At 47.2% G+C, this 14228-nt stretch carries 8 protein-coding genes; all 8 read right to left on the reverse strand.

Annotated elements, in window-relative coordinates:
• Positions 1-155 precede the first annotated feature (155 nt).
• A complete protein-coding gene (locus AAE02nite_RS12205) occupies positions 156-1619 on the reverse strand; it encodes a sulfatase family protein (protein ID WP_146898019.1) in 1464 nt (487 codons plus the stop codon).
• Between the two features lie 181 nt (positions 1620-1800).
• The gene (locus tag AAE02nite_RS12210; protein WP_146898020.1) at positions 1801-3069 is read right to left on the reverse strand and encodes a RidA family protein; all 1269 of its coding nucleotides are present in this window, start codon (positions 3067-3069) and stop codon (positions 1801-1803) included.
• A gap of 191 nt (positions 3070-3260) precedes the next feature.
• Positions 3261-3707, reverse strand: coding sequence for a high-potential iron-sulfur protein (locus AAE02nite_RS12215; protein WP_146898021.1), 447 nt, complete (start codon positions 3705-3707; stop codon positions 3261-3263).
• A gap of 11 nt (positions 3708-3718) precedes the next feature.
• Positions 3719-5851 (reverse strand): PVC-type heme-binding CxxCH protein, encoded by a 2133-nt coding sequence (locus AAE02nite_RS12220; protein ID WP_146898022.1) that lies wholly within the window; start codon positions 5849-5851, stop codon positions 3719-3721.
• 32 nt (positions 5852-5883) lie between these two features.
• Positions 5884-6852, reverse strand: coding sequence for an amidohydrolase family protein (locus AAE02nite_RS12225; RefSeq protein ID WP_146898023.1), 969 nt, complete (start codon positions 6850-6852; stop codon positions 5884-5886).
• A gap of 316 nt (positions 6853-7168) precedes the next feature.
• Positions 7169-8929: a RagB/SusD family nutrient uptake outer membrane protein gene (locus AAE02nite_RS12230; RefSeq protein ID WP_246151001.1), complete on the reverse strand. Its 1761-nt coding sequence runs from the start codon at positions 8927-8929 to the stop codon at positions 7169-7171.
• A 28-nt stretch (positions 8930-8957) separates the two neighbouring features.
• On the reverse strand, positions 8958-12152 hold the full coding sequence (locus AAE02nite_RS12235) for a SusC/RagA family TonB-linked outer membrane protein (protein WP_146898024.1): 3195 nt from the start codon (positions 12150-12152) through the stop codon (positions 8958-8960).
• Positions 12153-12832: 680 nt separating this feature from the next.
• Positions 12833-14173, reverse strand: a complete 1341-nt coding sequence (locus AAE02nite_RS12240) for a hypothetical protein (protein WP_146898025.1) — start codon at positions 14171-14173, stop codon at positions 12833-12835.
• Positions 14174-14228 lie beyond the last annotated feature (55 nt).

Here is a 14228-nt window from a genome sequence, read left to right on the forward strand (position 1 = left end):
AACAGCTTCCGGCACCATTGTTGATTTTATCACCGCAGATTATAAAGCTTCAGCCAAACCACTTGCTGGTGAAAACACCATAACCGTCAGACAGAAGGAAAACTTAACCCTCCCCAGGAGGACTTTGCATTGTTTTTGGGTAAATTCTACTAAAATTAATTTTTAGCTACCCGACCCACCGGCCGGACGTTGGCACCGGTGCGGTTTTGTAAATCGTCGCCCAAATCGGTGCGGGCCGCTTCGGCTAATTTTTCCAGGTCGGCTACTATTTCGGGGAACTGGCCCCGTACATCGTAACGCTCACCCGGATCCCGTTCTAAATTATAGAGTGCCGCCGGCATTTCGCGCTTCTCGGTGGTTTCACCGGGCTGCCCGTTCTGGCCGGGCAGAAAACCCTCGTAAGACCGGCTTGGATGGGCAAACACTAATTTCCAGTTTCCCTGGCGCACGGCTTCCAGGCTGTTTTTCCGGTAATAATATAAAAATTGCTGACGTGGGTTCTGACTGTCATCGCCTTTCAGCAGACCGGTAAATTCCAGGCCGTCTGTTTTCCGGCGCGGTTGCCGGGCGCCGCATAGTTTTGCCACGGTAGGCAGAATATCCAAAGTTGAAAGTAATTTATTGCTGACACGCCCGGCCGGCACTACCCCTGGCCACCGTACTATTAGCGGCACCCGCTGTCCGCCTTCAAAAGAAGTCCCTTTGCCCTCGCGGAATCCGCCCGACGAACCGGCGTGTTCGCCGTAGTTCAGCCAGGGACCGTTATCGCTGGTAAACAGAACCAGGGTATTTTTATCTAAACCCTGCTTTTTCAGTTCGGTTAATATTTCCCCCACCGACCAATCCAGTTCCATCATCACATCGCCGTATAAACCCCGTTTACTTTTGCCTTTGAACCGGGCTGAAACCGCTAAGGGTACATGGGGCAAGGGGTGCGGCACGTACATAAAAAAAGGTTTCTTTTTATTTTTCCGGATGAAATTTACAGCGTGCTCGGTTATAGCACTGGTAAGCCCGCCGGCATCTGCTAAGGTATTTACCGGCTTCGTAGGCTGGTTGCCTTCTATAAGTTTCAACGACGGATATTTGGCGTTGGCCTGATTGGGGTGCAATGGCCACATATCGTGCGAATAAGGTACCCCAAAATATTCATCAAAACCTTGTTGTAAGGGCAGAAAAGTCGGATGGTCGCCTAAGTGCCACTTGCCGAATATTCCGGTAGCGTAGCCTTTTCCCTTTAATAAGTCGGCAAGTGTTTCTTCACTGGGGTTAAGGCCGATTTGCGAATTTGGTCCCAATGCACCGCTTAGCCCAATGCGATTAGGATAACACCCGGTTAATAAAGCGGCCCGGGAGGCGCTGCATACGGCCTGCGCCGCCAGGAAATTTGTAAACCGGGTCCCCTCGGCGGCCATTCGGTCGATGTGGGGTGTTTCGTAACCCAAGGCGCCCGTTACCGATAAATCGCCGTAGCCCATATCATCCAGAAAGAAAAGAATAACATTTGGCGGTTGGGGAGCGGCTTTTTGGGCTACGGTGCCGGTAAATAAAAATAAGCTTAAAAAAAGCCCGAAGAACGTGTAAGTAAAGAGACGGTAAGAATTAAAAAATTTATTCATAAGGTATGCTGGTATAAGCTAAGCTGAAGACGGAAACCAATAATATATTTTGGGCATAATTTACCAGCATTTTTCTACCCGCAAAATATTACCTGAACGATTTACTTAAAACAGCCTATGTTACCAGTACCTACCCGACTCCTCTGCTGCCTTTAACCTGCTAGTTAGTTACCGTGCCGTCCTATTTGGCTACTACCCCAATCATATCGATGGTAATGCCCAGATTGGTCGCTCCTACCCCTCTAACCATAGCTTTGGAGGCCGCTGGAGGCCGTAGCGGATTATAGTATTTCGGGCGCAGCGCATTTAACTGGGTGCTGGTTTCGTTATCCGAAACGTAATAGGTTGCTTTGGCGAGGTGCTGAAAACTGCTGCCTGCTTTTTCCAGAATAGCACCCAGATTTGTAAATATTTCGGTTACCTGGGCCGGCGCCGATGCCGGAGTTTTGCCGTAAAGACCCGAGACATACACTTTTTTACCGTGATTGATGCGGGTAACTTTGCTGTAAACCGGTGAAGCTGTCATGAACGGCGGGGTAATAAATTCCAGTTGCGGAGCACCGGACGCAGCCGTAACTGGAGCGGCAGAAATTAATTCAATTTCTACTACCGGATCCTGGCTCAGCCATTCTACATACACAACCGGCGGCACCGTAAAACCGGCAAAAAAACTGGCAATCTCTTTTTCTACCACTTTCACATCGGTCATGGGGCGGATAAAAGATTTAAGCTGGATTACCTGGTCCTTTTTTAAACCCAGATGCATCAGGGTTGCTTCCAGTTGTTTCAAGGTACCGCGGGTTGCTTCTGGTAAGGCGCCTTTATCGGCCTGGCCCGCCACGTACACCACCTCTCCTGCGGGTAAAACCGCCACATGAGCCGCCGGCGAGTTGTTTTGTAAAGCTGCGGACCTAAAATATTGAACCCTCTGGTTAGCGGCGGTAGTAGTGGCAATGGCATCCATCGCTATCAGCAAATCGGTGTGGGCTAAATCGCCTACCACATAACTAACGGCCGGCTTGGCCCGGCCTTTCAATTGCTTTCCGAGCTGCGCCTGCACTTGCGGCATCAGGTCGGCCTGTTTTAAGTAAATATTTAATTTAACCAGCCCGTTTAAGTTAGCATCAGCCGCTTTTAAGGCCAGTGTAATATTGTTCAGCACCTGGTTTACTTGTTTAAGAATATTGCCTTTACCAATCAGTTCGCCTTTTTTATCCAGTGGCAAAAGCTGGGTGGTATGCGCCAGGGGCACTTCATCCACTACTACAGCCTGCGAACTTCCGGTAGCAGCATCGGCATTTATTTGCTGAATAATCGGATTACTTTGGGCAGCGGCAAACATGCGCGGGCTTTCTACAGCAGCTCTAGTTTGGATGTAAGCGCTTGTGCCGGCTGGTGCCCCAATGCCAAACAAACTAATCAGCGATGAAAACAAAAACCGGTTTCTCATTTTCTTATCAATAAGCAAATTTTACTCATCAAGCGCTTAATAGGCTATTTACTTAAAAAAGCATAACTAAACTTTGCAAGGCTTCCACAGAATTCTGCTCTAGCTAAGTTCTTTATGCCAATGCAGTTGCCTTTCCTGAACGTCCGTTTTAACCACCCTTATTATTTAATAAAGGTCATCTGTTTAAATTATTATTCGATGGGCGCCCAATAGGTGCAATAACCCGTTTCGCGTACGGGGCCTTTAAACAGCAAACAACCGCCACAAGCCTTGCCGGCGCCTGGCGGCAAAAAAAGCTTGCAATTACCGCAACGGTTATCTGGTATCGGCGATACACCTACATAAGCAAATTTCTTGCGCTTTTCAATTTCGCCCGGCACTACGCCGGTTAAATCGTCGCAGGGATTCTGGCCAGTTATAGGCGTTTGCTGGGCCGCGCCTTTGGGCGTATTTTGCGCCGGTTGGGGTGAATTTTGGGCCGCCGCCTTTTGCCCGTTTTGGGCAGTCTCATTCATTTCGCCCGGGATAGCTGTTGCGGCCAGCTTGCAGGAGGCCATTAGCCAGCCGCCGCCTACCAGCGTTGCGGTACCCAATATATTTTTGTATAAAAACTTCCGCCGCGAATATTTCTTATCCATGCTGCACTTAATTAATATAATTTCTTTAAATCCTGAATGGCGGCCGTCACTTCCTGCGCCGAAGAGGTTTTAATACCTTGCAAAGTCTCTTTTAATTTGGGGTCAGCGGCGGCGGCTTTGTTTAAGCCTTTGGTTAGCCCCGTAACGGCTGCCGTCCGGAGTGATTCTTCTTTTTGCATAACCGGCTGCGATAACAAATCTAAATAGGCAACAACCTGGGCTTTTTGGTTACGTGCGCCAATTACCTGAGAGAGGTCGCCGATAAAAGTTGTTTTCCAAGGGCTGGTACTTTGGCTGAATTTTTCCCGCAGGCTCAATGCTTTTAACAGTTCCGGCGACGAACCGGCTTCGGAACTTAGTACCGCCATCCGGAACCATTGATCTTCGCCGTATTTTTCCATTACTTTTACCAGCGCCGGCGTAATTTCTTTGCCCCGGAACTCGGGTAAACTCAGGCTGACCTGAAAGGCTACCCGAATATTTGGGTCGTCTAATTTTTCTAAAACCTGCGGGTAAGTTTCCGGGAAACGCTCCGCTAAAATAATGGCGTTTTCGCGTACGCCCGGTGAAGCATCTTTCAGCGCTAGCCGAATTGCCTGCACATCCAGGGCATTTAAACCTTCGAGCACGTATAAAGCATGCAGGCGGGTTCTGGGGTCTTTGCTTGTGGAGAATAGTTTTTTTACCGCCGGTACCACAGTTTTATCCTGCCGCTCCAGCAACAACCGGTGGGCTTGCAAACGCCACCACATGTCCGGATGTGCCAGGGTTTCGAGGAGTTTAGCATTTGGCGACTTGGTTAAATTGATGGCTACTTTTTTATGGGTGCTGGTAGCGGGCATCACGCGGTAAATACGTCCTTTGTCGCTGCCAGCCATAAAATCCATATCGGCTTTTAACTCGTCCGGAATAGAAACCGGGGTTTCGATATGCTGCCGGTAATAATCCAGCACGTACAAGTAGCCGTCGGGGCCAATTAAAAAATTAGTAGGCCGGAACCAGGAATCGGTAGAAGCCATAAACTCCTGGCTTTTTTCTACATCAGCGCGCTTGGCTACGTAAACCGGACTCTTATCGCTGGGCATTAAAATATCCCGGTGAATTAGATTCCCGGCTACTTCGCTTACAAAAATATTACCGTAGAATTCTTTCGGAAACGCACCGGCCGCGTAATAAGCCATGCCCGCCGCCCCGGTAAACCGGTCTTCGTCGTATTCTACCCGGTTTAAATTATTCTCTTTAAACGCCTGATTGCGTTGTTTTGTCCGTTCGGCCCGCCAGTAGGGCGGCGGGGTTTCCTGAAACATAATTTCTTCGTGATCGGTCAGGCTAACCACCGCTTTGGTTGTTGGCAGGTACGGGTGCCGGTGCGTGTACCGCCACGGAATAACAACTTGCTGCAGGTGTAAAGAATTTTCGTTGGAGAACCGGTGACCCCATTCATCCAGGGCTTGGCCAAACTGCGCCGGCCCGGTTTCCAATTCAAATTTATTTTGGTCGAGCCGGAACCGGAAATCAGCGCCACGTACCGGAATTGGTTCGGCATTCGGGGTCCGGGTAAAGGTTACTAAACCATGCTGGCCGTGGTTATTGGCATAAATCCAGTTATCAATGCCAAACCGCAGGTTGGTAATTTGGGCTTCCGAATTGTTCTGAAAGAAACCCGTAAACAGCACTTCCCGTGTATCGGCTTTGCCATCGCCGTTGGTATCTTTTAAGTAAAGAATATCCGGCGCCGCCGTAACAATCAAACCGCCCTGCCAGGGTAAAATACTCGTAGCTTCGGTTACATTTTCGGCAAAAATAATGGCTTGGTCCACCCGGCCATCGTTGTTGGTATCTTTTAATAGCCGTATCCGGCCTTTACCTTTACCCGGTTCCACTTCATAAGGGTAATCGGGCATTTCCACAACGTAGGCATTACCTTGTTCGTCAAACTCCAGGTCTACCGGATCTAAAACATGCGGCTCGGCGGCGTATATCTCGGCTTTAAAACCTTTAATTATTTTTATTTTTTTCAGCGACTCTTCCGGCGAAAGCGGTCCGGGATACCGCTGCGCCAGGCCCGTATACCCCACTCCCAGCAACAGTAATATTAAACCGGCTTTTTTTCCGGTGGCATAAGTATTTATCCTATTAAACATAATGTTGGCGATATTTTACTTAATTAGATTTCTTAAACTTTAAGCTTAAATAATTTCTTCGCGTTTTCGTAGAGTAATTTGCGTTCTATTTTTTTAGAAGGAGACAACCTGCGAATGGCCGCAATAGTCATGGCGCCCTGGCAGGCTTCGCCCTTTCCGGCGGTGTCGGCGCAGTCGCTGCCGTAAATTAGTTTATCTTGGTGCCGCTGCAGAAACGCGCGGGCGTGCTCTTCGTCGCGGGTAAGGGCGCTTAAACCAGAACCAGCCGACATGTCGGCGTACATATTGGGATAATCGCGTAGCAACCGATCGGTGATGCCGCCCGGTGTTACTTTGCTTTTGGGGTATAAAACGTTCTGGTTGGTATGATTTTTATCGATATTGGCCCACCAGGTTTGAGCGTGGCCCAGGAAATTTACCTTCGGGTATTTTTCGAGCATCTTATGAAAACGATCAAAACCCCAGTTAAACATTTTGTGCTGCCAGTGCATAATCAACGGCACATCATAAGCTTGCGCCAACTGATAAATCTTTTGCATTTCGGGGGAGTCGCACTCTATGTTAAATTTTAACTCGCCGATAACCGGTGCTCCCAGCTTTAAATATTTTTCAATTTCGGACACGGCACCGGGCACATCGGGTACTTCGTTGGCGCCAAACAAAAATTCTTTCGGATACTGCTGAGCTACCTTATAAGCCGCTTCGTTGGGGGTAACCTTTGCCTGCAAGCCGTTCGAAACACCATAGTGGGTAGAGCCATAATTTACCGGATGCCCCGCCGGCAATAAAATAGTAGTGGTAATCCCCATAGCCCGCTGGTGCGTTACCAGTTGTTCGGTAGTCAGGTCGTGGTAATCGGTGTGCTGGTGAATATCAATGATAGGCTCTTGGGGAGCAGCCTGAAAAAAAGGGGCCGCCTCTAAGTTTAGTGCCGTACCCGCCAGCAACATACCGGTTCCGGCTAAAAATTCGCGACGGGTAAACAACTGAGGAGTAGACATAGAGATTTTATTTTTTATTCCGCTCTGGTTTGTAAGAATAAGATTTTAATAAATTATTAATATTTTTATCCGACTCGTAAGGACTGGGGTCGGCGAGCTAATAAGGTGACTGTACTCTTCGCACTAACCCTTAAAAAAAGCAGAATTAAATCATCGGTAACGTACCCGAAATTAAAAACCTTTTTTAACAAAACCAACCTTTCAGGTAATTATAATAAGGCTGATTTAAGAAAATTTTCTTAAACCAGCTTATTTGCATTAAATCAGTAAACCTATATCGGAATGTTGTCAACTTATTTTTCTTCTTACATGTGGTTCATTCTTCAATGGCCTGGAGTGGAGGAACATTATTTTCTGCGCCCTGGTAACCGATATTCTGGTTTATCTTACCCAGTGTATTGGCGGTAATTACGCTTTGGGGAATAGCCCAATAAATATTATAGGGTTTTATGCTAACCGTCTGGCTCCGCCACCAGGTTCCGGTTGGCTTCTTGTACAAATCATTATACTGCATTACCCTGTCGTACCACCAGCTTTTCTGGCTGATATTGTTTAGGCTATAGCCATTCAGGTTTAATTTAGCCATAATATTCGATACCCTTACCATTTCGGAGTGGCGGGGCTCTTCGGCGTATAATTCCCGGGCCCGCTCATCGAAAATATAATCAATGGTAACCTCGCTGGCGGTAATTAAAGGCGCTTTTGACCGGGCTCTGACTTTATTAATGTCCGCGGCTGCAAGGGCAAGTTGATTTTTCCAGTAATAGGCTTCGGCTCTTAACAAATAAGTTTCGGCCAGCCGGAATACATAAGCATCGCCGTTGCCCCCGCTCCAGGTACTCTCGGCCTGGTTAGAAGGATTGTAAGTTAAGTAGTGCGGCCAGGAAAACCACCGGATAGTAGTATCGCTTTTATTAGGCCAAAGTTGCTGAATACGTTCGTTTAAGTTGGGCGAGCCGGGCCGGTTGTATTTTATTTCGGCCATATCAATCCAGTTAATATCGGCTCTTCTTAAATCCGGCGTATTTTTCCAGTTATAAGTGGCATCGCCCCATAGCTTAAACTGGTAAAAACGGGAGGCGGTAATAATCCCCTGCCCTCTCATTAAAGTATCCATCATGGGCGATGGGTACACAATTCCGCGTGAACCGGATTTATCCGGCACATCCCAATAATGGGGCATAAAATTGGCAGCCAGGTTCTGATTTTGTCGGGCCCCATCGGGCGCTTCCCACCGGTCAACCAAAGCCAGAATGGTTTCGGTGTTTTGCGCCAAATTAATATTTTCGTGCCGGTGCAGGTCCCAAATCACATTCCGCTCGGCGTCAGCAGCCCATTTGCCAAACCGGGCCGTCATTAAATTGTAAGGCCCTTCAATAACCTTATTAGCTGCGGCAATGGCTTTATCAAACTCGGTATTGGCCAGGTATATTTTGGTTAAAAGATGATTGCCGGCGCCTTTGGTTGGGATGCGCGGGCCGGCCGTAACCGATAGCCACTCCACTGCCCACTCCATATCAGTCTTAATTTTTTCGAGGATTGCCCACCTCGAATGAGTTTGAAAATCGAGCTTGGCACCGGTTAATTCTTTCCCAATAAACGGTACATCGCCGTAAGAATGCACCAGCCGGTAATACCAATAGGCCCGGTGCCAGTAGGCTTCGGCCAATATCCGGTTCTTTACTTTTTCATCTTTCCATTCTATATCATCTATCCGCGAAATCAGAACGTTGGCGTTTTTAATATAGCGGTAGATAGGGTCGAACATGGTACCGTAAGGCACCCTATCCGATGAGGTGGGCGTATTAATGGAAAAATCGGGCACATAGCCAGCTATTGCCAAATCACTGGGGGCAAACTCAGCGGTGGAATAATTAAACTGGCCGTAGAATTCGGCTTTCAGGCTCTTCCGCATGGTTACCAGCAGCGATTCAAATCCGGCTTCATTTACATACACGTTGCCGGGCGCAAAAAAAGATAATGGTTCCGGCTCCAACCATTCTTTGTTACAGGCCGCCTGTACCAGCATCGTTACCGTTAGAATAATCCGGGTAATTTTTATTTTTAAGTGTCTCATCGTATTTCGGATCAATATTGGGGTAAGATTATAAAGATAAATTCAGACCAAGAGTAAACGTTTGCGGCATAGGGGTCATGCCCGACTCCGGGTCCCATCCCGGCCATTTATCAAAACTGTACAGGTTCCGGATGGCCCCCATAATGCTCAAAGAATTCATTTTGAGCCGTGCCGTAACGGCAGTTGGTACGGCATAAGCCAGCGATATATCCTGAATGCGTACAAAAGAAGCAGGTTTGTATATGCCCAACCCACCACCGTAAGCCGAGTGGATGGGCCGCAAGCGGGCATAATCGTTGTTCCGGTTCTCGGGGGTCCAGTACGGCATCGGGCCGCCATCGTAGTTGCGCCGGTCGTGCGATAAGGAGCCTTGCAGGGCCTGATTAAACGGCAAAATATGGCCCAGATCGCCACGCACAAATACCGAAGCAGTAAAGTTTTTGTACGTGAAATCGTTGCGGAAGCCCAGATTATACCGGGGCGTGGTATAGCCGATAAATTGCTTATCAATCAGGTCGGTATATTTACCATCGTTGTTCACGTCTTCGGCCTTAAAATCGCCCGGCGACATATTGTATACTTTGGCGGCTTCTTTATCTTCTATTTGCCATATCCCTGTAACATCATAGTCCCAAACTACATCTACGGCCTGACCGGGGAACCATTGATTAGAAAAATCGGGTAACTCCCCCGTGCGGGTTTCCCCTAATAAGGTATATTGGCCCTGGTCGCCAAAGAGCGATTTTATTTTATTGCGGTTCAGCGAAAAAACAAAATCTGAACTCCAGTTAAAGTTTTTGGCATTAATATTTACCGTTCGGAGGTTTAGCTCAAAGCCCCGGTTTTCCAGTTCGCCCAGGTTGGTGGTAATATTTCTGAAACCGGTAATGGTAGGCAGTATCCGGTTCATGAGCATATCGGTGGTAGTACCCACGTAGTAATTGGCGCTCACGTCTAGCCGGTTTTTAAATAATCCAAGGTCTACTCCCAGGTTTATTGAGGTGGTTTTTTCCCAGACCAAACCCGGATTAGATAACCTTGTATTTTCTACCCCAACATCAATCTTAGAACCATTGTAATCGATAACTGAGCCTAGTTGAGCCAGGGCAGAATAAGCGCCGATTGCCCGGTTGCCGTTTACGCCCCAGGACAATCTGAATTTAAGGCGGTTTACGAGCCAGTTTTCGTTAAAAAAATCTTCGTCAGAAATTTTCCAGGCAAAGGCAGCGGCCGGAAAGTACGCCCAGGGTTGTTCCTGTCCGAATGCCGAGTACCCGTCTCTTCTTAAAGAGGCGGTAAATAAATATTTATCTAGTAAAGTATAATTTACCCTGCCCATCAGGGCGTCGCCGGTTTCCTTTGTATCGGTATTATTTAAAGACGGATTGCTGCCAAATTGCAGACCATGGTAGCTCAGGTTCGGATTAGGCGAAAAGTTTTGATTGGCTTGCAGTTCCGACCAACTGCTGTACTTTTCGATGTTGTACAAGAAAGTTAAATCAATCTGATGCATCTTGAATTGTTTGTGCCAGCTTAATAAATTATCTACCATCCATTCGCTGGTTTTATCGTTCTGCCGGGTGCCCCGCCCACCCGGAAAGGTTTGGGTTCCGGTGATGGTTTGGTCGCCCCAGAAATTTCGTTCGGTGGCAAACGAGTACCGCGGCTGAAACGAGAGTTTATAATTAATGCCCAATGGCAATTTTACGTTGGTGTATAAACTGGAAAACAAGGTGTTAACTTTCCGTTCCCGATCCTGCCCGTAGTAATTCATCAGCGGATTATAGGCGCTGGGGTCATCATGGGGCCGGAGGTTGATTCGGCCGTCTGCATTATACATTTCGCCGAACGGGCTGGCAATGTACATCAAAGACAAATCGGCCGGTACCGCACTTTCGTCGCGCTCGCTAAACTGTGTATTTGCCCCTACCGATAACCAATCCGTAATCTTAAAATCAACATTCAGCCGCGACCGGATTGCCGCATATTTATCGCCACGGATGATACCTTCATTATTTACATAACCCACCGACCAGAAATAACGGATATCCTCAGTACCACCCCCGATGCTCAGATCATAGGTTTGTCTTATCCCCTTCGCCATCACCCTGTCGTACCAATCTTCGGTTTTGCCGGCCAGGGCATTTTTTTGTTCGGTAGGATATAAGTTTAAGCGTTGTAAATATTCGGTATAAGCATCGGCATTGGGGTTGCGATTATAATTTAACCACTCCTGCAGGCTTACATTATCAGGAAGTTTGTTTGGATTGGTATAGAAGTGTTTCGGGATAGATGGATTGTTAATCGCCCCCTCAGCGAAGTAGTCGCCCCGAAAAGTAAGAAATTCTTCGGCACTTAGTGGTTTACGATCTTTGGTAGGCTGAGACACGCCGAGTCGGGTAGAAAAATTAATGGTAGGTTTCCCTTGCTTGCCTCTTTTGGTAGTAATAATTATTACTCCGGAGGCGGCCCGGGCACCATATACCGCCGATGAACTGGCATCTTTCAAAATATCAATTGCTTCAATGTCATTCGGATTAATATCGGAGAGGCTCCCATTGTATATTACCCCGTCCAGTACAATCATAGGCGAAGTATTGGCACTTAAAGAAGTACGCCCCCTGATTTCGAGCGAGCTACCGCCGGCGGCAGTGGCGCTTTGGTTAGCATTAAGCCCCGCTATCGTACCGGTTAGCATATCGGTTAGCTGGGTCATGGGCTGGTTCTTGAAAGTTTCGGCATCCACCCGTTCTACCGAACCGGTTAAATCACTTTTTTTCTGGGTTCCGTAGCCAATTACCACCACTTCGCTTAGCTGGGCCAGGTCGGGCGTCAGGCTAATATTTATTACCGTTAGATTTTTTACCGGAACTTCCTTTTTAAGGTAACCCACATAACTTACTACCAGCACGGCCTCCTGACCGGGCGCTTCGAGCGTATATTGGCCAGCGGCATCCGAAGCCGTACCGGTACTGGTACCTTTCAGCATAATGTTCACGCCCGGCAAAGGGTCACCGGAAGCAGCATCGGTAACTCGCCCCGTAATGGTTTGCCTGGCTTGCCAAACCACCGAGGCGCTTACACCAGCCTGTGCCTTTAAGAAGAATGTCAGAAAAAATAACAAAGCCAGCTTTATTTTTGAGCCCTTGTTAGCGCTAAATAAAAGATACAAGCTTGCAGTACCGGATGATTTATCTCCTGCTGGTTGGTAGTAATATGCCATTGCTTTATGGTTTAGTTACTGATTTTTATTTTCATATTTCCCTGCTAAAGCCGGTTGCCTGTTTATAATACAAGCCAGCAGGGGCCTTCTATTCAGATATAGCAAATGCTACGGGTACGCTATCGCAACTCTTGATAAAATATTCAATCACCTAATATCGCTTCCTTATTAGCGAAATATTAAATTACTATTTGCCACGCGGAGGAACTGCCCCCCTACTTATGCGGGGAAGTACCTTCTAAATATTATCATATTAAACTTCTATTAAGTTTTTGTAAGATGCCTGTCGTTAAATTAAATCTCTCAGGACAAGCCAATAAGATTTTGTTTCATTTCTGAATGCGCGGTAAGTAAGGGCAAAAGAGACCTATCTTCATCTATCTAGTACAATTTAAAGCTTGCACCTTCCGGATAAGTTTGCCAGAGCGCCCGGGCTGGATGCCCATGCTTCATACATTAAATTCTATTTTATAGAGGTGTTTTCATATAGTTTAATTTAGTTTAGGCGATAATTCAGTATTCATTTATCCGGGAAATACAATTTATACTGATTATAAAGATTTGTTTTTGCCAAGCTGATCGTTTTTGTATCGCTTCGTCCTACTAATTTTCATTTTACAGCCACTAACCAGCACAGCAGGAAATTTTATTTAATCCTGTTTGAACCAGAAGCGGCTGGGCTAAATCAGCGGTTCCGCCACCTTTGCCAGCGGATCGGCCATTTTTACTAAATCCTGGATTACCCTGCCGTTGCATTCGAAGCGGGCCAACGTATAAATATTGCCGTCGGTGCTAACCGCAATGGAATTTACATAAGTGGGCCGGTTACCATCTTCGTAAAAAATAGGCCCGTGATCCACGTATTCCTGCCGGGGTAAGTTGAAAGTTATCAAATGCAGGTTTTCCAGCCCTTTGGCAGCCCCCTTGGCTATTTTGTCTTTGCCCTTCAGGCGTTTACCATTTATAAATATTGGACCACCAGTTAAGTAATAAATGGTTTGCAGGTCGGGGCCTAACTGAAAGCCCAGGTAGCCGTAGCTGAACTGGTCGTACATACCGCTCTTTTTTGAGGGCTCGGAGGTAATCCGCTCCAGGAGTTCAAGGGTTTGCTGCCGCGGATCGAACCGGAATAAATAACCGGAATTGCCGTGTACCCCGTAGGCCACTTCTTCGGTCGGGTGCCAGAATATTTTCCGCCAGTTGTAGCCCATACTGCCGGGCATGGTGGGATCGTACTGGCCAAAATAATCGAGCCGTAAATCAATGTCCGTTACTTTTTTAATAGCCGCACTTCCCGGCTTATAGTTAAAAATATCGCCTTCGGCTGTAGAGAAATATACAGCGCCGTCTTTGGGATCGACAAATAAAGAGCGGCAAAGCGAACGAAAATCGCTGCCCGGTGTGCCGGCTTCGCCTTTAGCCGAACATGGCCCCAGATTTGTTAATTTATTTGCGGCAATATCGTAATTAATAAAATTGCCGGTTGGCCACGTAATGCCATACAGATGCCCCCGCTCACGGTCCATGGTCATCGATACTACGCCTTCGCCGTTGGGTACTATTGCTAAATCTTCAAACGTGTAGGTAGTTAAATCGAATGATAAGAAATGGCCGCCGGGATAAAGCTGATATCCCGGAGGAGGCGTTTCGGGCAGGCGGTCCATGCCGGAGATGAGCTGGTAATAACCTACATGGGTAGCAAAATAGAGCTTACCTTCGCGCTCGTAAAACCGGACGTGGCTTTTGCCCTGGGGAATGGCTTTGGCATCCTTTTCGCCACAAACTTCGGTTAAATCTGCAATAAATTCTGTTTTATCGTTTATCGGATCGTAAACATACATCTGGCCGCCAACTTCGTACGAATCAGAACTAAGCACATAATATATTTTACCGTCGCTGGCTGCCGAAATGGCATTGTAGGTATCATGTGCCTGTTCGAACCCTGAAAAATAACTTTTCGCCTCCAGCGAAGGCTTTACCGGCACTTCCAGCGGCAATAATTCAAAATCTGGTTTTTTCATGATGCTTTGATTTTAAATCTTTCCTTTTGTGCATTATTATTCCGGGGATATATTT

It is taken from the genome of Adhaeribacter aerolatus, from assembly GCF_007991635.1.
In the GTDB taxonomy this organism is placed as follows: domain Bacteria; phylum Bacteroidota; class Bacteroidia; order Cytophagales; family Hymenobacteraceae; genus Adhaeribacter; species Adhaeribacter aerolatus.

Bases quoted from the DNA above. Each gene is read 5' to 3' on its own strand.
- AAE02nite_RS12205 (WP_146898019.1), bottom strand. From the start codon at position 1,619: ATGAATAAATTTTTTAATTCTTACCGTCTCTTTACTTACACGTTCTTC.
- AAE02nite_RS12210 (WP_146898020.1), bottom strand. From the start codon at position 3,069: ATGAGAAACCGGTTTTTGTTTTCATCGCTGATTAGTTTGTTTGGCATT.
- AAE02nite_RS12215 (WP_146898021.1), bottom strand. From the start codon at position 3,707: ATGGATAAGAAATATTCGCGGCGGAAGTTTTTATACAAAAATATATTG.
- AAE02nite_RS12220 (WP_146898022.1), bottom strand. From the start codon at position 5,851: ATGTTTAATAGGATAAATACTTATGCCACCGGAAAAAAAGCCGGTTTA.
- AAE02nite_RS12225 (WP_146898023.1), bottom strand. From the start codon at position 6,852: ATGTCTACTCCTCAGTTGTTTACCCGTCGCGAATTTTTAGCCGGAACC.
- AAE02nite_RS12230 (WP_246151001.1), bottom strand. From the start codon at position 8,929: ATGAGACACTTAAAAATAAAAATTACCCGGATTATTCTAACGGTAACG.
- AAE02nite_RS12235 (WP_146898024.1), bottom strand. From the start codon at position 12,152: ATGGCATATTACTACCAACCAGCAGGAGATAAATCATCCGGTACTGCA.
- AAE02nite_RS12240 (WP_146898025.1), bottom strand. From the start codon at position 14,173: ATGAAAAAACCAGATTTTGAATTATTGCCGCTGGAAGTGCCGGTAAAG.